The organism is Coleofasciculus sp. G1-WW12-02, assembly GCF_040219735.1.
Classification (GTDB): domain Bacteria; phylum Cyanobacteriota; class Cyanobacteriia; order Cyanobacteriales; family Coleofasciculaceae; genus Coleofasciculus.
In genome coordinates this window covers 20,321-45,028 of record NZ_JAVJRX010000184.1, presented here as the reverse complement: position 1 = coordinate 45,028, position 24,708 = coordinate 20,321, and the positions used below count along the sequence as shown (strand labels likewise).

Here is a 24,708-nt window from a genome sequence, read left to right as displayed (position 1 = left end):
CCGTTTTATTTAGAGCTAAACGTTTCTGTGGCTTGGCAAAAGTTTCAGGGGTGGGGATTAGTTCCTAACTAAACCATTGTGCTAAGAGTGCCATAAATATGGCAGGAATTGACCTGTCAATTTTCTGGAATTCAGGCGTAATCGGGTGATTTTAGCTAGAACAGGTGGATGTTTATAACCAAAAAACATCATCGGCTCTCTTCGGTTATCAATAAAACAAGATTCAACCTTAATTCAACTGAGGTTGTATGAGTCGCCAATGATTAATTCATTTGCTAGAGTGGCGACAGGGTGCAGGGCAAACATCAATCGGTCAAACAAACTCCGGTAATGAACTTAATAGTCCCTGATTCTCAACGATTCGGCTTTCTTAAGCCGCTGCTATGGATTAATTTGCTTAGTATTGGATCACTTATCGCTTTTTGGACGCTAGGATTACTTGAAATTAAACCCGCTCAGGCAACTCTATCTGACTCAGAGGTTGCCAATCAGCAAGATATTGGAGGAGAAAAATCATCAGATGATTTCACATTATCTCTGAATCAAGCAAAGCGCTCGCATCAACGGGTGTTTGAACTGAGCCAACGTCCAGATAAGGCTCCCGTCTATGCCCACAGGGTTGGCAACGTCTCAGGGTTAGATGCTTCTCCATCGATGAACCTGAATCCTAAACCTTCAGTCATCGCGTTTGAAGCCAATGCTAAAGCTGGTAAAAAAGAAACACTTGACCAAACCGTTCCAGCGAGACACTCTGAGCAACAGAGTCAGGAAAATAGTCCCGCCCCCACCGATATAGAGGAAGCAGAAAGTAGCACGTATCTCAGGACTATTCCTTCCCCCATCCCCAATCTTCCGATTCAAGCAAGTATATCAACTCAGTCGGGTTTATCAGAACTGGCTCTAAATTCTTCCCACCAAACCTTAAACATTCAGGAAGAGTTTCTGACTCCCGAACTTTCCTCTAATCAGAATTGTCAAGATCAAACCACCTGTAACCCAACACTTGCCCTCGAAACCTCTGTCAGGTTTAGAGATAACTTCGACTTGAAGGTGGCGCAGCTTCCTACCCTCTTACAAAATTCATCTCCTTTACCTGTACCGACAAATACTATTCCTCTAGGTTCTACAGGCTCTAACTCAGGCTCAGGGCAGCTCCCCGCTTTTCCCTCTATCATTTCACCCACTCTGCAACCCCAGGGTGCTAATCCCTACAATCAAACATGGGGACAGCCCTCTTCCTTTAACCAAACGCCCAACATTATCCCTATGCCCGGTACTGGAGCGGCTATGGGCATCAATTCCTACAACCCCACCTGGGGACAATCCTCTTCCTTTGCCCCAACTCCAAACTTTATACCTGCGTCAACTCTGGGCTTTCCTGGGGGAGCAAATCCTTACAATCCAGGAGGGGGACAAGTTCCCTACATGCCTCAAGCTGTCATTCTAGTACCCGTACAAACCATGGGAATGCCAATCGGGGGCAGCATCTATAATCCAGGAGGGGGACAAGTTCCCTATATGCCTCAAACCCTAATCCTGGTGCCAATACAATCCATGGGAGTCCCAATGGGAGCAAATCCTTATAACCCTGGAGGCGGGCAGTTTGCTTACATCCCTCAAACGCCGCAAGTTTGGTCAATGCCACCCACTCAAACTCCAGTTGGGTTTAATAGCTATAACCCAGGTGCAGGGCAGTTTTATTCCTTCCCCCAAAACCAAGCTCCCTTACCTCCATCAGTTAACCCAAATTCCCAAAGTTTTAACGGCTATAATCCAGGTGTCGGGCAGTTTTCTTATCTACCCCAAAACCAAGTTCCCTTACCCGCACCAGTTAACCCAAATTCCCCAAGTTTTAACGGCTATAATCCAGGTGTCGGGCAGTTTTCTTATCTACCCCAAAACCAAGTTCCCTTACCTGCACCGATTAACCCAAATTCCCCAAGTTTTAATGGCTATAATCCAGGTGTCGGGCAGTTTTATTCCTTCCCCCAAAACCAAGTTCCCTTGCCCGCACCGATTAACCCAAATTCCCCAAGTTTTAATGCCTATAATCCCAGTGGAGGACAGTTTTATTCCCTGCCACAAACTCAAGCGGCGTTACCCCCAACGGTTAATCCTAACTCAAACGGGTTGAACGGGAATAATTCCTTGGCACAGTCTCCTTTCGTGTCACCCAATCCAGTCGTTGTACCCGGTACTCCTAACCCAAACCTGCTCCCTCCAGTGGCGACTCCTCAGTTTGACCCAACCCAGCCCAATCAACCAGCATCTTCCCTGCTACGCAGCACAGCGTTGCGAGATCCCTCCTTACAGTTCCAAGGAACTTATGTGGTACAGGGCGACTCATCGGTAGCGAGGGCGCGGTTGGCTGGAGTCTATCCCCTAACTCCTAGGGCGCTATTTGCTGCCACATTGGATTTAACCAGCGAAGATAGTGGCTTAGCTGATTCTCCCAACCAAGGATTAAACATTAACGAACTTTATTTTGCCACAGCTCCGTTTACCGATTTGCCGAATTTACGCTTTGTTATCGGTCAATTAGACTTAACCTCTTACTTTGATCGCAACAGCTTTGCTAAAGATGGCGTCACCCATTTCTTTAATCCCGTTTTTCAAACAAATCCTGCCCTAAGTGCTACTGGAATTTCCCCTCGCCCCGGCTTCTTGGTCAATTGGACACTGACTGACAATATTGAAGCCAAAGCGGCGGCTTTTTCATCATCGGCAAGTATCGGTGATTTTGCTTTAGATGGATTTGCTGGAGAAATTGGTCTGCGCTATGGCAATGGCATTATTCGCGGTACTTATGCTACTGATCGCGACGGGGGTTCAGAGACAGGATTTAACGAAATTTTCTCCATCGCACGCGGGGATAATAATTTTGGAATCGAAGAAGATGATCGGGAAGAGGCTTATGGTCTCAATGCTGAATATTTTATTCCAGAGTGGAATATGGGGGTCTTTGGTCGCTATGGTCGGTATATCAACCGCGAAATTGACGAAGCGGCTACGACCTATAGTTTTGGTGTTAGCTTTTTGGATGTATTTACCCAAAATGATCGCCTAGGATTAGGGTATGGTCAAGAATTATCGAATAACGAAAGTCAAGAAGATCCAGATGTTTTAGAGCTATTCTATGATTTCCGATTTTTACCCAATCTTCGTCTGGGATTTACCCTCCAGCAACGCAATAACTTCTCGGAAACGGATGTCGGTGTGCGCTTAAAAACCGAATTCGATGTAATTCCCCGAGGAAATTGAACAGAGCAGGGGGAGCAGATCCATTTGTAGGGGCTCTCGCATTCGCGCCCAAATCTATCGGTTTTCTACCAAAGTGTCAACGCGAATGCGAGAGCCCAATCCCCGGTTCGCCAATGACAAATGACGAATGACGAATGACGAATGACGAATAACAAATGACTAAACTCATTGGATTAGGACTAGCTGGATTAGTGATTAGCGCACCGATGGTTTACGCCATACCGGCTGTTCATGCCCAAACAGTACCCACAGAAGTCCGCCAAGCCTTTTCACTGCTGAGTCAAGGACGAGTCCAAGACGCGATCGCGGCATTTGAGGCAGCGGTGCGGCGCTATCCTGATTCCTTGGATGCCAAGTTAGGTCTAGCGATCGCTCATCGACGACAAGGAAATGTTGATCAAGCGTGGAATGCCTATCAACGAGTATTGGCGCAAGACCCCACAAATGAACTAGCCTTAAAGTCGGTGGGTCTATTTGGCACTTATCGATCGGAATGGCAGGTTCAGGGAATTGAAGCACTGACCACATTACTGAATCTCAACCCCAACGATATCGAAGCCCGGGCTTTGCGAGCCAAACTCTACGGCTTTCAGCAACGATTTGCCGAAGCCTTGGCGGACTATCAAATTGTTCTACAAGGAAATCCCACACCGGATATTCTTCTCGGAGCCGCCGAAACCTTTACCAATAGCGGTGATTCGCAACGGGGATTGGAACTGTTTAACCGCTATCTGATGACAGGGGGACAAATTACCGGGTATCCTGCTGTTGCTTACGCCCGCGCCTTACAAGACACCGGGAATCCAGCGGCTGCGGTACAGGTTTTGGAAGGACAACTGCGATCGCCCCAACTCCTCTCTGATCCGCAGTTAGCCATTTTCACCCGAGCCGCCTTATCCCAAGCCTATCTTGCCAATCAGCAGCCGACTGAAGCGCTAAATGTCTTAACACCCCTGCAAGGAAATCCTAATGCGACTTTACCGTTAGCACGAGCCTTAAATGAAATTCGCAATCAGACGGGTAACCAAGCCCTGACCCAACAAGTAGCAAATCTGTACCGTCAGGCGCTCAATCAAACCCCCAATCCCGAACCCAAACTTTTGCGTGAAATTGCTGATATATTTAGTGGGTTACCCAACGAACAGCAAACCGCCCTAAATCTCTATCGGCAATTATTAAGCTTACAACCCAATGACCGCACCCTCTTAGTCAAGCAAGTGGCGTTGGAACGGGAACTGGGTTTAATTTCCGAAGCTGAACTCAAAGCCCGTCTATTGAGCGCCCTGCAACCGCTACCCGCCGATCCCAGTGAACGACAACTGATCGCCCAAGCCTTAGCCGGGATTGAACCCCCAGGACCGGAATTATTACCCATTTACACCAATCTCCTCCAATCGGGTGTTAATGCTCCCTTCTTAAATTTCCGCATCGCCCAGATTTTGCTGGATAACAATAACCTACCGGGAGCAAGACAGGCGTTAGCGGCTTATGCAGCAACCCCCGCAGGTGCTGAAGACGTAGCCCCACAGTTGTTAGCCGCAGAAATTGAGCGTCGTGAAGGGAACTTAGAAGCCAGCGCCCAGCGCTACCAAGCCTTAATTGCCAGTAATCCTTCAGAACGGGATATTCTCAACGGGGCTATACGGGGGCTAGCGAATGTTCGGCTGCAACAAAATCGTCCCACGGAAGCCCTAGCCGTATTTGACCAGTTAATTGCCCGCAATCCCCAGGAGACGACATTACAACTAGCGCGTGCCAACCTAGCATACCAGGCGGATCTGATTTCTGAGTCCCAAGCCCAAGGGGTTCTCAACTATTGGTTACAGACTCAACCCGCCACCAATGCGCCTTCGGAGTTATTTACTCTGGTGGGAGCATTACCCCCGTCTCCCCAACGCGAGGCACTCTATAACAGACTACTTCAGATTGATCCGACGAACCTGCCTGTGCAAATCCGAGCGATTCAGCTTATCGCTCAACGCAGTCCCGAACAAGCCCGGGTTAGGGTAGCGCAACTGGTAGCGCGAGATCCTACTAACATCCGCAACTACTTCTTACAAGGGCAAATTGGTCAAGCTATCGATGATTTAGAACTAGCAGAACAAGCATACCAGTTAATTTTATCGGCGCAACCTGATAATCAAGAGGCATTATCAGCACTAGCTGGCGTTCGATTTCAACAACGACGATTGGATGAAGCCAGCAATCTTTATTCCCAAGCCTTGGCACTTGAACCCAATGATCAAGGGATTCGTCAGGCGATGATTAGTCTCAAACGGGTTCAAGACTATCAACTTGAAGCCTTAGCGGATTTGGAAGCGATACAAGTAGAGCAACTTCAACAAGGAGGAACCCTCAATCCAGAATTATCAAATCAAAGGCAACAAATTCAGGAAGACTTTTTACAACGACGAGGATTTCAACCCCCGTGGGAACGGTTTTGAATGGGTAGGGGCGGGTTTTACTGATAACATTCAGGTTCAATCACTAATGTAACTAAACCCGCCCCGATTTTATCCGTTTTATCCATCAACGACATCACCGGAGCTGGGCGAAGCATTTGGGTATAATATTTTGGACAAGTATCATCAGATAGCCCCCCAAATGCTTCGCCCCTACAAATGACGAATGACGAATGACGAATGATGAATGACGAATGACAAATGACAAATGACAAATGACAAAGGAAAAATCATAGATTTGGGGGGAAAGTTGGCAAGGGTTCTTAAAAGCTGGGTTCGTAGTAGGCACTTTAGTGCCAGAAGCGCTAAAGCGCTTACTACAAGCGCTATGTTACTGCTGTTGAATCTCACCAGTTGTGTGTCCATAAAATTCTCCGAACCCGAACAGCCGGAAGCGTCTGTATCCCCTTCCCAACCCACAGCAACGACTTCCCCGGTTGCTGATTTTCCAACTTTATCCCCATCGACGGCTATTCAGGATATACTCGAACAAAGCTGGGTCATCTACAAACAACAATTTATTCAAGAAGACGGGCGAGTGATCGACTACGAAGCCAGCGATCGCTCTACCTCAGAAGGACAAGCCTACGCTATGCTCAGGGCTGTATTGATTAATGACCCAAGCACATTTGCCCTTACCTTAAACTGGGCAGAAGAGAACCTGCATCGACTCTCAAAAACAGGCGAACTCGAAGACAATCTTTGGGTTTGGCTGTGGGGTCAGGACGATGAGGGAAATTGGGGCGCCATTGATCGAAATTTTGCCAGCGATGCTGATATTGATGCGATTACAGCATTAATTTGGGCATACCGCCGCTGGAATCGCCCGGAGTACCTAGAGTTAGCGCGAATCAAGTTGCGCGATTTGTGGGAGTATTCCACCATCGCAGGACCTGATGGGAAGCGTTATCTGCTCCCTGGACCAAAGGAAGCCTTTGTCCCGTCGCCATCGACGATTTATCTTAATCCGTCCTATCTCGCCCCTTATGCGTTTCGCCTGTTTGCTCAGGTTGATCCCGAACGAAACTGGCTGAGTTTAGTAGACAGTAGCTACTACGTCTTGGAGAACTCCTCTCAAGTTTCGGCGGTTGGGTTACCTAGTGATTGGATTGCTCTGGATTTCAAAACCAATCAATTCCAGTCCATACCCTCAAAAAGCAAACTGAAAAGCGTCTATAGCTTTGATGCGTACCGCGTCTGGTGGCGAGTCGCTTGGGATGCCGAATGGTTCCAATCAACCGAAGCGCTGAATTATCTGAAAACAGCAACTCAATATCTTCAAGACCAATGGCAATCGACCTCTCGCTTGCCTGCTCGAATTAACCTAGATGGAGAATCTTTGGTCAAATACGATGCAACCTCCCAATATGCCATGCTTTACCCAGCTATGCGCTTAATTAACCCCGCTATAGCTGAGCAAATACTGGAGGGTAAACTTTTACCGCAATACAATCAGGGAATTTGGGATGATGAATCTGCTTACTATACCCAAAACTTAGCTTGGATAGCACTTATATCACCCGACCTGGTTAAAAATTCTCAGTTTTTTCAACCCCAGCCGCAGTTTTCAGAGAAATCGATAAAGCAATGATACAGAGGTCGATAAGGTCTGTCAAGGCTTTAAACCGTTGAGAATTTATTCGTAACCCCGAATAATCGCATCTTAAATCAGGGTGGCATCCAGTCGAATACCGATTCAGAGGGCTAGAAAAATGTCACCACCGTTTCTACAAATAACCAGGTTAAGTCAACCTGTTACTCGTTGGACTGAAGCGGGAATGCTATCTACAGACAATCCTAATTTTGGCGGGTTCCGGGAATAAATGATGTCCCTTGCCATCGTTTATGGGAGCCTGTCCGTTTGGCAAAAGTCGTTTGGGTAGAGCAATAGCCAAACCCAACCGACCAAATTGGCTCGTTTAAACATCCCCGAATTCCAGATATCTGGAATCCCATAATTCAGTCCCCAAGCAATAGTAACTGGGCATTTCCATCAACCGTAAGAGTTCTCCTATGAAACGCCTGTTTCGCCACTTCCAATCTCCAACTCCTTCAAGCCATCGCGGACGTCAACACTCCAACCGTGTATCTAATGGAACACGACTCGGATTGTTGCTTCTGTGTAGCGTTTTAGTCGTCGGACTGGTGCTCACTACCAACTTTGCCGTCGCTCAAAGCGACAACAGCCTGCAAGAGCAGGAAGATCAGTTAATTCGCGAATACACCTTACCTACTGCTCCCGATAAGGCGCCCGTTTACAAACCACTCCCGGCGTCCCCCCCGCAAAAATCCACATCGCCAACGCGCAAGCGAACAACGCCTGCACCCAGTCAACCGCCACCTCAGAACCAGCCCACTCGCTCGGCGCCAGCATCAAGCGCACCAGCGCGTCGCTCTCCGGCGTCATCCCCAAGCGAAGAGGAACCGGCACCAGCGCGTCGTTCTCCAGCACCATCCCCGGCTGAGCGCGAGGAAGAAACGGCGGATGCTGAACCCCTACCAACTGGGGAGTACATCCTCCAATTCAATCGCTCACCCATCGTGGGTAATCGCTTCCGCTTCCGAGGGGTATATTCCGAAGCTCGACTCGGCTTTACCCGTCCCCGAGGCTGGGAAATCCAAGGGGCTAAAGCCCTGATTCGTTTCCAACATTCACCCGCCCTGATTGCCAAGGACTCCAATCTCACGGTACAAATTAATGGCGCGAGTGTGGGTTCAGTTCCCCTTAACCGTCAACAATCGGAAGTTGGCAGCGTACTCTTCAATATCCGACCCCAACTGATTCAGGACTATAACGAACTGGTAATTGTCGCCCGACAGAGTAATGACGAAGAATGTAGCAATCCGGGTGATCCCACGCTTTGGACAGAAGTGTTACCCGATTCAGAGTTACAGTTGGAATATCAGCCCCAACCGATTCCGCTCAACTTTAGCCGCTATCCCTATCCCTTCTTTGACGACCTCAGTTTAGATACCAATCGTATTGCTTATCTTCTGCCCAAGGTTAACGATACCTGGTTAACCGCCGCGTCTCGCTTTCAAGCCGGGTTAGGCAGAATGGCTGAATTCCGTCCCATTGACACGGAAATCATCAACGATTTGGAGGATGTGGAGTGGGGTCAACGGTTGATCGTCATTGGTACACCCGCCGAGCAACCGGTGTTAGCGGATTTGGATTTGCCCTTTAGCATCAGTGGCGACCAAATTTTAGATGGGAACCAAGTCCCTTTACCCGGTGACGTGGGTATCTTGATGATGACCACGACTTTAGATGGAGCCGTTCCCGTTTTAGTCGTGACCGGAAATAGCGCCGACGGTGTTGCCAAAGCTGCTCAGTTTTTAGTCCAGCCTGAGAGCCGTAAATTTGGCACAGGTCAAGCCGTATTAGTGGATAATCTCAAAGAGGTAGACACTCCATCACTCCGGAATTGGCCCGCTTATTTACCGGAAAAAAATTCCTTTACCCTCAGCGAAATTCAAACCAAAGCCAACGGTGATCCAGTTGAAGACATCACAGTACGTGGGTCAGCGGCGCCCCCGATTCTAATTGATTTTCACGCTTTGCCAGATGACCAATTTACGCGGGGGAGTTCCATGACCCTGCGCTATAGCTATGGTCCGCAAATCAATCCCCGTACCTCTGCGGTAGAAGTTTTACTGGATGGGACGTTTATCGGTGGGGCACGGTTAACCTCAGAAGACGGCGCCACCCGAAAAAGCCTGAAAGTGGATCTGCCGCCTCACTTAATCAAACCTGATTCCCAACTGGAAGTAGCATTCCGACTCAATCCCAGAGAACCGGGCGTATGCGGTAACGTCACCGACCAACAATTGACAGGAACCCTCCATGCAGACACTAGCTTTAACCTAAACCGCCAACAATCGGTGCAACTCCCCGATTTAGAACTGTTGCAGGAAGGTTATCCCTTTGCGGCACCTCAGGATTTGTCCAGAACCGCGATTGTTGTGCCGGATTCCCCTAGTGATACGGATTTGCTGACGATGTTATCCTTTAGCGAACGTCTGGGACGACTCAGTAAGGCGGATTCGGTCAACTTGGATGCCTATACAACGACGACGTTGCCTGCTGAAGTACGCGAGGGACACCATTTGGTGGGAATTGGTACAAGAGAGCAATTTCCCTTTCCAGAGGTGTTTGATGGCAGTGGCTTCCGCTTGCAGGATGCTTTTTCTCGCCAGTGGAATCAAGGTCGCATTCAAGCCTTACCAGATAACGAAGGCATGATTAAGGAAATCATGTCGCCAGATAACAAAGAACGGGTGCTGTTGGCGCTAACTGCACAGACGGCGGATGGGTTGGAACGAGTGCGGCAGGTAATTAGCAAAGATCCCTGGTTCTTCCAACTACAGGAAGATACAGTCCTGATTAGCAGCAATCAGCAAGACGCAACTAGCTATGACCCTGATGCCTACACATTGGAATTCCTGGAACGTGCGCCTTCAACTCGTCGCGTTGAAAATACGGGACTTTTGAGTAAGGCGTCTCGCTTTATTCAAGATAACTGGTTCTTTTTACCGGCTGGCATTTTTGTCATCGCGCTGCTGCTGTATGGAATTTCTCAGTTCTATCTCAAGCGGCTTAGTGATCAAAAGAGTCATTAGTTATTGATCATTTGTCCTTTGTCATTGGTCAGAGTTAGCCTTCTGCCTGGGAGCCTCCTGCTTTTTTATTCACTAACCCATATCGTTGAATATGTCTTCGTCTTCGTCTAAATTCCAGCGATTTCGTCCCCAACGTCCCTTCGCCACTGACTGGCTAGTTGATGGCGTGCCTGAGTTTTTTGACCGATCGCTGGCACGAATTGGCTTGAGCCATTTGAAATGGCTGGTTCTGTTTCTTCTGGTGATCTCGATTCCCTTGATTGTTACCCCACTCAAGGTTTGGCAACAGGGTATTGTTGCCGTTTTTCTTTTGGCGATCGGGCAAGTGGTTGTGCGGGCGGAAAACCGCGTTTCTGACAAACAAATTAGTGAGTACTACCACTTATTTTTAGTGTGGTTGAGTTTAGTGACCACATCTCGCTATCTCTACTATCGCCTCAACTACACGCTCAATTTTGATACGTTTCTCAATGGCTTCTTTTGTGTGCTGTTGTTGGTGGCTGAACTCTATGCCATCCTGACGCTAGTTCTGGCGTATTTTCAAACCCTGCACATTCAAGACCGTGAACCGGTCGATTTGTCGGCATATCCTCAAGACCAGTGGCCCAAGGTAGATATCTATATTCCTACCTACAACGAAGATGTGGAAATTGTCCGCAAAACTGCAATAGGAGCCATGGCAATTGACTATCCAGATGACAAAAAACATGTGTATGTTTTGGATGATGGTCGAGCCGAAAAATATAAAGCTCGTCGCGAGAAGTTGCGGAAAATGTGTGAAGAAGTTGGCTGCACCATGATGACGCGGGATAGTAACGAACATGCCAAGGCGGGGAATATTAATACCGCGTTTCGCCGCACGCAGGGGGATTTGGTGATGATTCTTGACTGTGACCATATTCCGCTGCGAGATTTTCTCAAACATACCGCCGGCTTCTTTTTTGATCCAAAAGTGGCATTTGTGCAAACACCTCACTGGTTTTTCAATCCTGATCCTTTTGAACGGAACTTGCGTACAGATGGCAGGATTCCGGTTGGTAATGAACTTTTTTATAAGGTACTTCAAAAAGGGAATGACTTTTGGAATGCAGCTTTTTTCTGTGGTTCAGCAGCGGTAATTCGTAAAGAATATGCCCTACAGATTGGTGGGATTGCCACGGAGACGGTGACTGAAGATTGTCACACGGCATTCCGACTGCATTCTCTGGGATACAAGTCGATTTACTATGACAAAATTATGATTGCGGGTCTCGCCCCGGAGAACTTTTCCTCCTATGTGGGTCAGCAAGTCCGGTGGGCGCGGGGTATGGCGCAGATTTTGCGGATTGAAAATCCAGTGCTCAACCGTAAGCTAAATTTGACGATTCCACAGCGGATTTGTTATTTCAGCGCCACGTCTCACTTCTTCTACGGCTATCCCCGACTGATTTATGCCCTCGCGCCTACCCTGTTCTTACTGTTTGGACTCAACCCAATTCAGGGTTTGGGATTAGAAACCTTGGCGTATGCGTTTCCTCATATCCTTCTGTCCCTGAATGCTAACTACATTACCTATAAGCATGTACGCTTTTCCTTCTGGAATGAAATCTTTGAATTTGTCATGGCATTCCAGGCGGGCTATGTGACAACGATGGCGTTAATTAATCCCAATTTGGGTTCTTTTAACGTCACGGACAAAGACATGACCCTCGTCAAACGGGAATTTAGCTTCTCCAACTTTGATTGGCAATCTGTACGGGGGCTTTTAGGTGTTACCGCTTTTGTGTTGCTGGCGTTAGGGTCAGTTCCCTTTTGGTTAATCCTGCGTCCGGAGGATGCAGAGGCTGTTTTGGTTAACGCCTTATGGTGTATCTTTAACATGGTTTTATTAATGGCAGCATTACTGGTTGCCTTTGAACAACCGCAAGAACGTACCGCCCACCGCTTACGGCGACGGCTTGGGGCAACGATTTACAGCTATGACCAAAGTTGGAGTGGCGTGAGTCTGGATGTTTCGGAAACGGGAACTCGCATGATCCTAGAAGTCAAAGGTCAACCCAATTTACCCGATGAAATTGAAGTTGAATTAGTGGGTGATTACGGGGCGAGGGTGATTATGGAGGCTCAGATTGTGGTGGCAAAGTCTATCAATGATCATCAAATGGAATTGGCGGTTAAGTTTATTAATGTCACCCAAGCACAGCGAGATAATTTAACCTTAGTGACGTATTCTGACGTTAAGGAATGGTATTCGCAAACACGGGAATATGTGGATAAACCGTTGCAGTCTTTAGGATTTTTGGCTACAGGTCTTTTCCGTGCATTCCAAGAATTTAAAGTGGAAAAAGGGAGTGCCAAAGTCCGCAAGCGGGTTCAAGCCTCAGCTCAACTGTTTTGGGAAGGAGACTTTTATTTGGCAACTGTGACAGCAATTGGCACGGGAAGCTTGCAGTTGGAATTGGATGATTCTATCACATCGAATGCTAAATTACTTCAACCCAATAACTTAAATAAAATGCAGCAAGAAAAACCCTTAGTTGGTTTGCTTTTAAGTCAAGATCCCCTAAGCCAATCGCGGGAGCGATTTTTAACCCAAATCCTCTCATTAGAAATCCTGATTCCTGGTGATAGCAGTAGTTCTGCGCCTAAGAAAATTTCTCTAGAGTTAAGTTTTCCTGAGCAATTTAAGGATCGGCAGACGGCTAAAGTTAAGGAGCTAGTTAGAGTATTGCATTGATGATAGCGGTTAGTTTTCACAGTGCAACGTGAGGAACCCCTTTTTTGCCCTGGTGACTAGAAGTCGCAGCTACACAAACAAAGTCCGCCTGCGCGGACTAGCTTATAAAGGGGGTGGCTAACCCGGGTTTGGTATCTACAACTATCTTTTCGGTTGCACCCAGATTTTACTAAACCCGCCCCGATGCAGGTTTCTAGACTTTCCGTGAAAAGTTAGTTCTACCTTTCTACCCCTTCCCCCATAAGCCATAACGATGCGATCAAAGTTGATATCATGAACGGCTTCCAGGATGCGTTTATTTCCTACGGACGGGCAGATAGTAAAGCCTTTGCTATAAAACTCTATCAACGTACAACAGCAGGGGCGGAAGGTTTGGTTTGACCAAAATGATGGGCGGGTTCAGCGTGCGATCGCAATAATCACCTGATGGATGAGTTTATTCTCGGAAAATCGTTAATCTAGCGGAGAATAACAGAAGAGATTACGCGATCGCATTGACTTCGTTCTCAACAAGCCCGGTTTTTTACTGTGAGCAGTTACCCTTAACTACCAGCCATGCAGCCTTTCTTTTGAATAAGTACTAACTTTAAGGAAACCCCAACCTCCTTTTGAATCTTCTCGGACTTCCCACAGATCGTGAGGTCCTGCTTTCACAACAGCTAGACCATTTGAGTAAAGGGTTGCGCCACTTACGCTTGCGCCAATACTTCCGTATCCTGGAATAGTTACGCTTAGACCTCCACCAGAAGTTGAGCTATCAAGTCCTACTTTATCTGGTATAGAAGCACCCAGCTCGTATGCTACGACTATATACCAGCTAGTATCGCCAAAATGATCTTGATTAATAAATCGGGCGTTATTTGGATATATATTGGGGTCATTTTGTTCAAATTTTAAGCCATCTGCTCTATAACCAACAAAATGGATTGCGTAATTTGTAGAGTTAACAAAAACAGCCATACTTCTACCTCATTATTAGTTAGAGTACTATTCCTATCAGCAAACTGAACATAATTATTTGGTGAAAAAATGAACTTAAGCTGGTGGTATCTAGAGAGCTATTTCCTCGCTACCCAAATACTTTTCCGTATAAAATTGAAATTACCAGCCCTGACGCTTGCTATTATCCGTAAACCGTAGACCTGTAGGGTCTGTAGTCAGAGAACCTCCATTAAAGTACCAAAGAGCATGGGGTTTAATGACTTTAGAAGTGATAAGTTGATCGGGTGTCTGTTTCTGTACATATCCTCCACCTGGTGCAGGTTCATTTGTTGTTTTTACTGAATATACCCTGCATTCACAAGTACCTCCATTACCCTCTATACGCCCTGCTTGAATATACCGAGTAACACCTGGATGAATGTCACCCCCGTTCCATCCAATTTCCTCTCCTTTATTATTTTCACATTGAATGAAAACGCCAAAACCACTTGAATTGACTATAAGCGCCATATAATGCTCCTTTTGATTAGAGGCAGTTTTTAAAGAAACGTTAATAATGACTAAAGAACTGGCAGAACAATAGATTCAGACGACTAACTTGATTGCTCACCTAAGTCTCTTAACCCCAGTTTGTGCCAACAACAGATTCTCGTCAATACATGAAAAGTCTGGAAAAGTTCTGGTGATTTACTTGTGTTGAAAAAATCGAATCCGCTAGAGTACTTATCATTAAAACTGACGGAGATGTCGAGATAGAGGAATGGGTAGAGTTTTTTGACGATAAGCCATTGAAGGGATTTGATATAACCCAAAAAGAGTTCAGAACTCAGGAACCAAAATTCCGAATAGAGTTTTTTCTATCCATTGCATCAGTAAAAATGACAATTATTATTGCTCCAAAGTCAAATCCTCTGAAATCCTAGTTTCTGAGAGCAACAGGTTATCGTCAATACAGATCAGTTCTGGCAAAGTTCTGCTAATATTATGGCAATTTTGGGTGTCCAATGATGACTATGAACTTTGAACAAGGCTTGGAACTGGCAGACGAAGTCATCTTTACCACAGTAGGAAGACGGCTAAGTGATGTAGAAATTGCTATCCTCAAAGGCTCCTGGCAAAAACAGACTTACGAAAAAATTGCTGATGCAACAGGGTACTCAGCCAGCTATCTGAAACGAGATGTAGGTCCGAAGCTGTGGAAGATGCTGAGTGAAGCCTTGGGTGAACAAGTCAGTAAAACCAACTTTCCCTCAGCTCTAGAACGCCAGTGGCGTCAGCAAAGCAGGAGGGCAGAGGAACAGGGAAGCAGAGGAGCAGAGGAGCAGGGGGGCAGGGGAACCAAAGAGAATTTAATCCCCAATCACACTGACTGGGAAGAAGCGGCGGATGTCTCCGTGTTCTATGGACGCCGCCAAGAACGAGCAACTCTAGTGCAATCCGTTGTCACCGATCAGTGTCGCCTGATTGGAGTATTAGGCATCGGTGGAATCGGCAAAACCACACTCACCGCCAAGGTGGCTCAACAGGTGCAGCATGAGTTTGACTATGTGATTTGGCGAAGTTTACGCAACGCCCCACCTCTAGAAATCCTTGTGGGTGATTTAGTGTCCTTTATCTCTAACCAACAAGAAACCAAACCGGAATTGGGACGACTCCTTCATTATTTGCGTACTTTCCGTTGTCTGTTAATTTTAGATAACATGGAAGCCATTTTAGAAGCGGCTCAAGCTGGACAATTTCGTCCCGGTTATGAGGACTATGAGAACCTGCTCCGAGCTATTGGCGAAACCGCCCATCAAAGTTGTGTCATCTTCACCAGTCGAGAAAAACCAGCCATTATTACCGCCAGTGAAGGCGAAAAACTGCCCGTGCGCTCCGTGCGCTTGAGTGGCTCTTTTGATATCGCGATCGCATTGCTGCAAGATAAGGGATTAGTCGGACAACCAACGTACCAAAAACAGTTGTGCGATCGCTACGACAATAACCCCCTCGCTATCAAAATTGTTGCCACCTCGATTCAAGCCCTATTTGACGGTGAAATTGAAGCCTTTTTAGCCGAAGATACCGTTGTCTTCAATAGCATTCGCCGCTTGCTCGATCAACAGTTTGACCGCCTCCCGTCTCTAGAAAAAACTATTATGTACTGGTTAGCGATTAATCGAGAAGGGACAACCATCGCCGAACTTCAAGACGACATCGTGCCTGGGGTATCTCGGTCAAATTTATTAGAATCCTTAGAAAGTCTGTGGGGGCGATCGCTAATTGAGAAAGCCACGCGCCTACCCCAAGAAAAGTTGTCGTTCCGTTACACCCAACAACCTGTCGTCATGGAATACGTGACTGAGCGATTCATTTATGGCTGTTATGACGAAATTTCCACAGAACACCCTGAATTATTAATCAGTCACCCTCTGGTCAAAGTGACCGCCAAAGATTATGTCAGAGCCAGTCAAATCCGTCTGGTTCTAGACCCCCTTGTCCAAAGACTTAACCAAACCTTTAAGTCACCTAAAACCTTAGAAGCTAAACTCGCTGGTATTTTAACCCAACTCCGAGAACATTGTTCCGCATTAGCGGGCTATGGTGGCGGAAATTTGATTAACCTCTTACATCAACTCCACATTAATTTAACCAACTATAATTTTTCTAATTTAACGATTTGGCAAGCTGACTTACGTCGCCGGAATTTGTATAATGTTAACTTCCAAAATGCCGATTTAAGTAGATCGGTTTTCTCAGAAACCTTAAGTGGCGTACTGGTAGTAGCATTTAGTCCCGATGGAAAACACTTGGCGACAGGGGATGTGGATGGGAACGTGCGTTTGTGGCAAGTGGCAGATGGCAAACAACTGTTGACATTGAAAGGGCATCAGGGTTGGGTCTGGGGAGTCAGCTTCAGTCCCGATGGTCAAATCCTGGCAAGTTGTAGTGATGACCAAACCGTGCGTTTATGGGATGTGCGTGAGGGTCAATGTCTCAAGGCGTTTCACGGTCATGCCAATGGAGTTTGGGCGGTTGCCTTCAGTCCCGATGGTCAAACCTTAGCCAGTAGTGGTCTTGACCCCACAGTACGCTTGTGGGATGTGGGTAAGGGTCAGTGTATCAAGGCGCTAGAGGGTCAAACGAGTAGGATCTGGTCAGTGGCGTGGAGTCGGGATGGTCGTACTATTGCCAGTAGTGGTCTTGACCCAGCGATTCGCATCTGGGATGTGGGTCAGGGTCAGTGTATTAAAGCCTTTCACGGTCACACTGATGAGGTACGAGCTGTAGTTTGGAGTCCCGATGGTCGTACTATCGCCAGTGGCAGTGATGACAAAACCGTGCGCTTATGGGATGTGAGTAATGGTCGCTGTCTCCATGTTTTCCAAGGTCACACCGAGTGGATTCGCTCAGTCGCCTGGAGTCGGGATGGTCATCTCCTCGCCAGTAGTGGTTTTGAGTCAATTGTGCGCTTGTGGGATATTCGTCATCGTCGCTGCCTTAAGATTTTACAGGGTCACACAGAACGAATCTGGTCAGTTGCCTTCAGTCCCGATAGTCGCACGATTGCCAGCGCCAGTCATGACCAAACCCTTCGCTTGTGGGATGTCCGTGATGGTCAATGCCTAAAAGCGCTGCATGGTTACACCAGTGGGATCTGGTCGGTTGCTCTCAGTCCCGATGGCGAGTTCTTGGCGAGTGGTAGTGACGACTTTTTGGCGCGGTTGTGGGATATCCGTAGCGGTGAATGTCTCAAGGTTTTGTCCGGTCACACGAATGGAATACGCAGCGTCGCCTGGAGTCCAGATGGTCGTAAACTGGCGACGGGTAGTCTTGACGCCTGTGTGCGCTTGTGGGATGTGGAGAGTGGTCAATGTCTTTTGGCGTTACCCGGTCATACGGGTAGCATTTGGGCATTAGTTTGGAGTCCTGATGGTCATACCCTTGCCAGTGGCAGTCATGACTTGTCGGTGCGGTTATGGGATGGTCAAACCGGGGTTTGCCGTTCAGTGTTGCAGGGTCACGCCAGTTGGGTATGGACAGTGGCATGGAGTCCAGATAGTCGAACCCTGGCTACGGGTAGTTTTGACTTCTCGATTCGATTGTGGGATGTCAATAGCAGTCAATGCCAGAAAATATTTCAGGGTCATACAGGTTGGGTCTGTTCCGTAGCGTGGAGTCCGGATAGTTGTACTCTTGCCAGTGGTAGTCATGACCAAACCATTCGCTTGTGGGATGTGAGTACAGGTGAATGTCTAAAAACCTGGGATAGCGATGCGGGTGGGGTATGGGTTGTCGCCTGGAGTCCGAATGGTCGGATTCTGGCGAGTGGTAATCATGACTTCTCGGTTCGCTTATGGGATACCCAAACCTGTGAAGCCATAGGAGTGTTGCAGGGTCACACCAGTTGGGTCTATTCAGTGACTTGGAGTCCAGATGGTCGTATTTTGATTAGTAGTAGTCAAGATGAAACGATTAAAATCTGGGATATCAATACGGGTGAGTGCCTCAAAACCCTACGAGCGAATCGGCTTTACGAGAGGATGAACATTACGGAGACTCGAGGGTTAACGGACGCACAAAAAGCCACCCTTAAAGCCTTAGGGGCTGTTGAACGGTAAATCATACCAAATCCGCCTTTAAGCTGTTCGGCATTTAGTTTATAATTTAGCCGAATAAGTCCTGAAGAACCTCAAATCTCTGTCAAGTTTACAAACGCTATCCAGGCGACAATTTCTTGAAACAGCCCTGTCCAATCCGATGAGCCAGTGCAGCTACATTGTTCCCTTATCGACTTACCAACTGTTGAATCACAGAGGTTTGCTGCTCAATCACCGTCGTCTGCTTCTGAGACAGAGCAATCAAAGATGTAATTGACTCTTGTTGCGCCTCATGCATCGTTTGCATTTCTTTAATCTGTTCTTTAAGCTCCTGGATTACTTCTTTGAGTTCCTGAAGTTGAAAAAAAACTTCTTCTGTGGGTTCCATACCTTAACCAATTACCGCTTTAGCTTTATCAACATACTTAGAAAAAACATCCCAACCGTTATAGCCACCATTCACCAATTTTCTGACTTTGCGCCAATCTCCCACCTTTGCGGCAGTGGCGACTCCTCTATCTTTGAAGTAACAAGCTAGTATCTTAGCAGAAATTGTCGGGTCAAGAGCTAATTCAGGATTATTCTCCAAATCAACCCCCAATTTTTGCCCATAAGTGCGATAATTCGCTCGACCTGTAATCTGAATATAGCCTCTCCCGTGATACTTCGCCCCATCCCCCGGTTGCACATTGCCTAAATCACGGCGTCCTTCATAATGTTTGGTAAAATATTTGGGTCCACCAAACTCATTAATTGGCTTAAACCCGTTAGTTTCTACCCGCACTGTTGCCAGTAAACCAATCAGCACCTGCTTATCCAAGATTTCATAGTTTTGTAGTGCCTCCAATACCCCAGGTAAATATTTCTGGCAATCCGATAGCGGACAATCCATAATTTTTGCCGCTTGTTCCGGTGTAATCAGTTGGGGTACAGCCGATTTGGCAGGCTCACTGCTCCCTTTACCGTTTGAAGATTCCTGCTTTTTCGGTTCTTCCGGTTCTTCTTCTTCAAACCAAGCCATCGCGGCGGCGCCTAAAATAGGCAAGTCCTCTAAAGTAACCGAAGGGATTGGCTGGACGTCTTCCTCATTGGTTGCATCCGGTTCCGGCGGTGCTGAAAATTCACCTTGCAAAAGCTTCTGCTCTTCCTCCCAGCGGCGTTTCTCCGCTTCCCGCCGCAATTGCGCTTGATACTCCATTTGCTCATTGAGATTGCTCAGAGCTAGCTCGGCATTTTGAGCCACGGTTTCTGCTGTCTTTTCCTTGCTCTTCTGTTCTTTTTCTTCAAACTGACTCACGAAACCCTGCACGTCTTTCTGAATCAGCTGCTCAACGTGATAGGCAAAAGTGGAATAAGCGTCGTCGTGGGATTCAAACTGGCTGTAGGGTCCAGCCATTTGCAGGAATTGCCAGCCCTCAATTTTCATATTTTCTGCTGTATTACGGAATTGTTTGTATTTTTCTCCATGAGAGAAAAACTCTTCAACGGCGGCTGAAATGGCTACGGCTTGACTCAAGCCGAACGCTGACCATCCGACAATTTCCTTGATCCTAGGATTAGTACTGTTGAATCCCACCATGGCAGGGACGATAACACCGCCGATAATCGTCAGTAGCCTCAGCGAGTGATGGCGATCGCGTTCCTTTGTTGCCCGTCCTTCCAACCACAGCACTTGATCTAGCCATCGGGATTTCATAAACTCCTTTTTCAAGGGGGGTAAGTCAGTCTCATCGATTAATTTACCCAGGTGGTTCCTAAGATATTGACTATAAGAGTTCTTTTTTGCCACGTTCTATACCTTGATCTGCAAGAGTCTATATAACAAGGGTGGGCTTAAGACAGTATCAAATGACCCAACGAATGATTGATTTTAAGTAACAAACGCTTCAGACAAGACTTAAAGCAGGTCAGCAGCAAATGTCTCAGTTAACTCATTTTTATTATGTCATAACAACTCTTGGATTGGCAGCAATTTCCTGATTACACATACTCTAAAACCTAGGGTTTAACCGTGTCAATACCAACGATTATTCCTACCTTATCTGGAGTTAATTTATTCTGACAATACATCTGGCGGTAAAGAGAGCATCTGCCCAATCAGAGGAGCCAGTGCTGCTGCACCTTTACTCATCTCAATAGCGTGCAAAAGTCCCGATGCTACTAAATCTATAGCTCGCTCATCCGTTACCTCTCCCTGCAACGCGGCTGCCAATTTATCCGCCGTTCGTCCACTCCCGGCTAAGACAATCGCAGGTCGCTTGGCTTTCACACTTTGCGCCACATCCTGCCAGGTAATCTCGCCGCCATTCACAACAATTGTAACTGAGGGTAAACCTTTTGCTAAATGACTACCAATCTGAGATAACCAGGGTGATTCATCTCCCCAATTGCCGCCTGGAACTAATACAAAGTGCGTGTGATTGGGTTCTAGCATCTCCGCATCAGCATTCACATTCTTAACACCAGGAAGGATAACTGTACCAATGGCGGCGACACCAATTAAGGGGAATGTCGCACGAATCTTTGTCCGCGCTTGACCAATAAATTGCATAATCCCCGCATCCGTACCCCCATCCACAACTGCCATTCCCAGTTGTTCAGCTAGAGGCGCAATCACTTCGATAAAAAGATGTCGCAAATCATTTTTGTCAGACTCACTAATCTTACTCGCCCCACCCACGAGGGCTAGGGTAGGGCGGGGTTGGTCGAGACCAAGCTGGTGCAACGCCGTCCTCAAGGCAGTAAAACTGTGGACTTGAACAACATGGGCTGTCAGGTTATTGTTAAAGGTCAAAGTATTGGTGTTTTCCATTTAACTAAATCTAGGGAGAGAATATTTCAACCATCAGTTTAACTGTGCCGCGAGGGCAATGGTCTGAGGATTAAGCCACGTCAATCATGATGATTAATAAGGATGGGTTACTCCAGTGAACTTGGTAACCCTACCTTCACGGCTTTTCCCTCTATTTAGTATTCCCAGTTGTTTGCTTCTTTCACAAACAAGTTGCACTCATTTTTTCAATTAATTAATATCCGTCCCGGTGGGGCGGCGATGAGTGTTTTCTCCATACTTGCGATCACCACCGCCAAAAATGTGGCAATCGCACTCAGGATCAGCACCACTAAGCTAACATCTAGTTTATAGGAATTACATCTTGACAGAGGAAATAGAATATGTTTCGGAGGACGGGTTTAGTCAAGTTATCAGTTTTTGCCCAACGTTATTCGTAAAACCCGCCCCTAGAATATGACTTATGACTCATAACCTATGCTTCTTTTCGCCTGTGTCGCACCAATTGTGCCGCTAATTGAATCGCTGCTTTCATACTTGTAGCATTGGCAATTCCCTGACCTGCAATATCATAAGCAGTACCGTGATCCGGAGACGTTCGCACAAAAGGTAGACCAATCGTTGTGTTAATCGCACGGTCAAATGCCATGAGTTTAACCGGAATTAAGCCTTGGTCATGGTAAAGTGCCAAATAAGCATCGGGGAGATTGGGAATTTCTGGATTGTCGTACCAGGCTTGACCCGCTTTGACCCAAAGGGTATCGGGTGGTACAGGTCCATCCAATTGCAGCTGAGGACGTTGCTGTCGTTCCTGTTCTAGCCAGGGAATCAACCAGTCTTTTTCTTCACTTCCTAGCTGTCCCTGTTCGCCACTGTGGGGATTTAACCCAGAAATTGCAATGCGCGGGGTTTCTACACCAAAATCCAAGCGTAAGCACTCCACCAGTAAATCCAGTTTAGACCTCATCAAGTCTGGGGTTAAGGTATGGGGGACTTGATGCAAGGGAATATGGGTTGTCGCTAAGAGTGTCCGCAATAGCCAGTGGGTATGAGGCGATCGCGCCACGAATGCCATACCGAATCGCTCTACACCAGCAGATTCTGCCAGGACTTCGGTTTGACCCGGATACTCATGTCCGGCGGCTTTCCAGAATGACTTGGCAATTGGCGCGGTGACAATCCCCTGAAACTCACCCGCTAAGGTTTGCGCGATCGCACTCTGGAGGTAAGCAAAAGAAGCACCACCACTCACCGCATTTCCCAACCCCGGAGTAATTTGATGTTCTCTTGAGGTGTCTAGGGGAATATCTAAAATTGATAGGGTATCCGGTTCAGCTAGAGGCGTGGTCGGGTGCAACTGTTGCCGTAGTTGATTATACGCCGTCTGTAACAAAGAGCGACTGCCAATGACAGTTATTTCAGCATCCTGAGTAATCTCCTCATCCGCCAACGCCTTGAGTACCACCTCTGGACCTATTCCAGCCGGATCACCCAAGGTTACCGCTAAGCGGGGACGCCCTAGGGGTTGACGCATCGGTTGTGTAAACAAATGTTTCTCAGTTTTCATTTTGGATTTGAACCCAATCACGATAATCTTAAACTTAGAGCCTGCTAAAGCGATCGCAAGAGGAGATAAGACATGAGCGCTGAAATTTTTAATGCTGCCGTACTATCCTTTACCCTAATTCTCGTGGGTATGGGTTTGGGCTTTTTGTTACTCAAAATCCAAGGCGGCGAAGGGTAACCTGATGGGGAAGCTGGGGGAGCTTGTCGAGACGTGACTCCCCCAAAACCAGCTTCCCTCGAAGCTAGCCTTGGGTCACGCACCATGCCCTTGAAGGTCGTGAAGGGTGAAAACTTCCCTATATTTGAGCATCTTTGAAGCCTTTCTGATAGAATCTTATAGAAACGTTAAGTTTACAGGCAAAAAGTTTATAAATGAACTTGTTGGTCGTCGGTGCAACAGGCACTTTAGGAAGACAGGTGGTTCGTCGGGCGCTGGATCAGGGTCATCAGGTACGCTGTATGGTTCGCAGCCCTAGAAAAGCCACGTTTTTAAAAGAATGGGGAGCCGAAGTGGTTCAAGGGGATCTGTGTGAACCACAGACGTTACCACCTGCTCTTGAAGGCATAACTGCCATTGTAGATGCAGCAACCTCTAGACCAACAGGACCTCTAACCATTAAACAGGTAGACTGGGATGGCAAAGTGGCGCTGATTCAAGCGGCTGTGGCGGCGGGAGTAGAACGCTTTGTCTTTTTCTCGATTCTTAATTGTGAAAAATTTCCCCGTGTGCCGCTGATGGAGATTAAGCGGTGTACTGAAGTCTTTCTGGCGGAATCGGGATTGAACTACACTATCTTGCAACCCGCCGGCTTTATGCAAGGACTGATTATGCAGTATGCTGTGCCAATCTTAGAAGGACAAGCGGTTTGGATTACGGGGGAAGCGGCGCCCACAGCGTACATGGATACTCAGGATATAGCAAAATTTGCGGTTCGCGCTCTTGAGGTTCCGGAAACGGGAAATAAAACCTTTCCAGTTGTGGGAACACGGGCGTGGCGAGCTGATGAGATTATTAATCTATGTGAGCGCTTGTCTGGTAAGGATGCCAGAATTGCCCGACTTCCGCTTAATTTCTTGCGAGCAATGCGCCAGATTACCCGATTTTTCCAGTGGGGTTGGAATATCGCGGATCGATTGGCATTCACGGAGGTGATAGCCACGGGGAAACCGATGACGGCTTCAATGGATGAGGTTTATCCGGTTTTTGGTCTTGATCCGAAAGAAATAACCACATTGGAAGCCTACCTGCAAGAGTACTTTAGCCGAATTATGAAGAAGCTTAGGGAAATTGATTACGAGAAGAGCAAAGCGAAAAAGAAGAAGAAGAAGACGCCGATGAAACAACCTTAAGTTCTGATGGGTGATGGGGCTGACTTTTCTTATGATCGGGAAAACCTCTCTGGAAAACCTCTCTCCATCCCCCCTAGCCCCCATCCCCCCTAGCCCCCCTTTGAAAGGGGGGTATAAAGGGGGGTTAGAGAGAGAAGGCTTTGAATTCTCTCCCTCTCCCAGATGTAACTCGCACCCGCCCTGAGTGAGTGCAAGAGTTTTGAGTGTTGACTTTGTTCGAGGGAATGGCGCGTGATTGTGTAGGGGCGGGTTTCACGACTATCGTTTTTGAACGCACCCAGATGTACCTAAACCCGCCCTGAGTTGGTGCCAGAGTTTTGATGGTTCAATGACACAGATTGTCGCTTTTTGGTGTAAGCTTTTTGGTCAAGGGGGTCTAAATTGAGCGAGCAAGTCTTATCCAAATGGCTACAACGA

15 protein-coding genes are annotated in these 24,708 nt (G+C 47.2%); 8 read left to right on the top strand and 7 right to left on the bottom strand.

What is annotated here, in order from left to right; genetic code table 11:
* Positions 1-330: 330 nt before the first annotated feature.
* The 3 genes from RID09_RS28790 to RID09_RS28780 all read left to right on the top strand — a co-directional run bounded on the left by RID09_RS28790 (position 331) and on the right by RID09_RS28780 (position 7,314).
* Complete coding sequence (locus RID09_RS28790; protein WP_446339339.1) at positions 331-3,261, top strand: hypothetical protein; 2,931 nt, start codon at positions 331-333, stop codon at positions 3,259-3,261.
* A 155-nt stretch (positions 3,262-3,416) separates the two neighbouring features.
* Positions 3,417-5,705 (top strand): tetratricopeptide repeat protein, encoded by a 2,289-nt coding sequence (locus tag RID09_RS28785; RefSeq protein ID WP_446339338.1) that lies wholly within the window; start codon positions 3,417-3,419, stop codon positions 5,703-5,705.
* 226 nt (positions 5,706-5,931) lie between these two features.
* Positions 5,932-7,314, top strand: coding sequence for a glycosyl hydrolase family 8 (locus tag RID09_RS28780; RefSeq protein ID WP_446339337.1), 1,383 nt, complete (start codon positions 5,932-5,934; stop codon positions 7,312-7,314).
* A 206-nt stretch (positions 7,315-7,520) separates the two neighbouring features.
* On the opposite strand, the gene RID09_RS28775 is transcribed toward RID09_RS28780, so the two are convergent.
* Entirely contained in the window at positions 7,521-7,679 is a 159-nt protein-coding gene (locus RID09_RS28775) for a hypothetical protein (protein ID WP_446339336.1), read from the bottom strand.
* Positions 7,680-7,736: 57 nt separating this feature from the next.
* On the opposite strand from RID09_RS28775, the gene RID09_RS28770 reads away from it, so the two are divergent.
* Positions 7,737-10,346: a cellulose biosynthesis cyclic di-GMP-binding regulatory protein BcsB gene (locus tag RID09_RS28770; protein ID WP_446339335.1), complete on the top strand. Its 2,610-nt coding sequence runs from the start codon at positions 7,737-7,739 to the stop codon at positions 10,344-10,346.
* A 91-nt stretch (positions 10,347-10,437) separates the two neighbouring features.
* Positions 10,438-13,062: a glycosyltransferase family 2 protein gene (locus tag RID09_RS28765; protein WP_446339334.1), complete on the top strand. Its 2,625-nt coding sequence runs from the start codon at positions 10,438-10,440 to the stop codon at positions 13,060-13,062.
* A 546-nt stretch (positions 13,063-13,608) separates the two neighbouring features.
* Here RID09_RS28765 and RID09_RS28760 read toward each other — a convergent pair.
* Both RID09_RS28760 and RID09_RS28755 read right to left on the bottom strand, forming a co-directional pair.
* Complete coding sequence (locus tag RID09_RS28760) at positions 13,609-14,022, bottom strand: hypothetical protein (RefSeq protein WP_446339333.1); 414 nt, start codon at positions 14,020-14,022, stop codon at positions 13,609-13,611.
* A gap of 141 nt (positions 14,023-14,163) precedes the next feature.
* On the bottom strand, positions 14,164-14,514 hold the full coding sequence (locus RID09_RS28755) for a hypothetical protein (RefSeq protein ID WP_446339332.1): 351 nt from the start codon (positions 14,512-14,514) through the stop codon (positions 14,164-14,166).
* Between the two features lie 503 nt (positions 14,515-15,017).
* Between RID09_RS28755 and RID09_RS28750 the strand changes: the two genes are divergently transcribed.
* Positions 15,018-18,605 (top strand): WD40 domain-containing protein, encoded by a 3,588-nt coding sequence (locus RID09_RS28750; RefSeq protein ID WP_446339331.1) that lies wholly within the window; start codon positions 15,018-15,020, stop codon positions 18,603-18,605.
* Between the two features lie 166 nt (positions 18,606-18,771).
* On the opposite strand, the gene RID09_RS28745 is transcribed toward RID09_RS28750, so the two are convergent.
* From RID09_RS28745 to pdxA, 4 genes are all read right to left on the bottom strand, one after another.
* The gene (locus RID09_RS28745) at positions 18,772-18,972 is read right to left on the bottom strand and encodes a hypothetical protein (protein ID WP_446339330.1); all 201 of its coding nucleotides are present in this window, start codon (positions 18,970-18,972) and stop codon (positions 18,772-18,774) included.
* Between the two features lie 3 nt (positions 18,973-18,975).
* The gene (locus RID09_RS28740; protein ID WP_446339329.1) at positions 18,976-20,373 is read right to left on the bottom strand and encodes a DUF4231 domain-containing protein; all 1,398 of its coding nucleotides are present in this window, start codon (positions 20,371-20,373) and stop codon (positions 18,976-18,978) included.
* A 264-nt stretch (positions 20,374-20,637) separates the two neighbouring features.
* The gene (locus tag RID09_RS28735) at positions 20,638-21,396 is read right to left on the bottom strand and encodes a hypothetical protein (protein WP_446339328.1); all 759 of its coding nucleotides are present in this window, start codon (positions 21,394-21,396) and stop codon (positions 20,638-20,640) included.
* A gap of 454 nt (positions 21,397-21,850) precedes the next feature.
* Entirely contained in the window at positions 21,851-22,942 is a 1,092-nt protein-coding gene (pdxA, locus tag RID09_RS28730; RefSeq protein WP_446339327.1) for a 4-hydroxythreonine-4-phosphate dehydrogenase PdxA, read from the bottom strand.
* Positions 22,943-23,014: 72 nt separating this feature from the next.
* On the opposite strand from pdxA, the gene petM reads away from it, so the two are divergent.
* Together petM and RID09_RS28720 are read left to right on the top strand one after the other, a co-directional pair.
* On the top strand, positions 23,015-23,119 hold the full coding sequence (gene petM / locus RID09_RS28725) for a cytochrome b6-f complex subunit PetM (protein ID WP_446339326.1): 105 nt from the start codon (positions 23,015-23,017) through the stop codon (positions 23,117-23,119).
* Positions 23,120-23,313: 194 nt separating this feature from the next.
* Positions 23,314-24,291, top strand: a complete 978-nt coding sequence (locus tag RID09_RS28720) for an SDR family oxidoreductase (protein ID WP_446339325.1) — start codon at positions 23,314-23,316, stop codon at positions 24,289-24,291.
* Positions 24,292-24,708 lie beyond the last annotated feature (417 nt).

What these genes read in the sequence shown, in the direction of transcription:
- RID09_RS28755 (WP_446339332.1), bottom strand. Translation starts at nt 14,514, where the DNA reads ATGGCGCTTATAGTCAATTCAAGTGGTTTTGGCGTTTTCATTCAATGT.
- RID09_RS28765 (WP_446339334.1), top strand. Translation starts at nt 10,438, where the DNA reads ATGTCTTCGTCTTCGTCTAAATTCCAGCGATTTCGTCCCCAACGTCCC.
- RID09_RS28770 (WP_446339335.1), top strand. Translation starts at nt 7,737, where the DNA reads ATGAAACGCCTGTTTCGCCACTTCCAATCTCCAACTCCTTCAAGCCAT.
- petM (WP_446339326.1), top strand. Translation starts at nt 23,015, where the DNA reads ATGAGCGCTGAAATTTTTAATGCTGCCGTACTATCCTTTACCCTAATT.
- RID09_RS28760 (WP_446339333.1), bottom strand. Translation starts at nt 14,022, where the DNA reads ATGGCTGTTTTTGTTAACTCTACAAATTACGCAATCCATTTTGTTGGT.
- RID09_RS28745 (WP_446339330.1), bottom strand. Translation starts at nt 18,972, where the DNA reads ATGGAACCCACAGAAGAAGTTTTTTTTCAACTTCAGGAACTCAAAGAA.
- RID09_RS28785 (WP_446339338.1), top strand. Translation starts at nt 3,417, where the DNA reads ATGACTAAACTCATTGGATTAGGACTAGCTGGATTAGTGATTAGCGCA.
- RID09_RS28775 (WP_446339336.1), bottom strand. Translation starts at nt 7,679, where the DNA reads ATGGGATTCCAGATATCTGGAATTCGGGGATGTTTAAACGAGCCAATT.
- RID09_RS28720 (WP_446339325.1), top strand. Translation starts at nt 23,314, where the DNA reads ATGAACTTGTTGGTCGTCGGTGCAACAGGCACTTTAGGAAGACAGGTG.
- pdxA (WP_446339327.1), bottom strand. Translation starts at nt 22,942, where the DNA reads ATGAAAACTGAGAAACATTTGTTTACACAACCGATGCGTCAACCCCTA.
- RID09_RS28790 (WP_446339339.1), top strand. Translation starts at nt 331, where the DNA reads ATGAACTTAATAGTCCCTGATTCTCAACGATTCGGCTTTCTTAAGCCG.
- RID09_RS28735 (WP_446339328.1), bottom strand. Translation starts at nt 21,396, where the DNA reads ATGGAAAACACCAATACTTTGACCTTTAACAATAACCTGACAGCCCAT.
- RID09_RS28780 (WP_446339337.1), top strand. Translation starts at nt 5,932, where the DNA reads ATGACAAATGACAAAGGAAAAATCATAGATTTGGGGGGAAAGTTGGCA.
- RID09_RS28750 (WP_446339331.1), top strand. Translation starts at nt 15,018, where the DNA reads ATGAACTTTGAACAAGGCTTGGAACTGGCAGACGAAGTCATCTTTACC.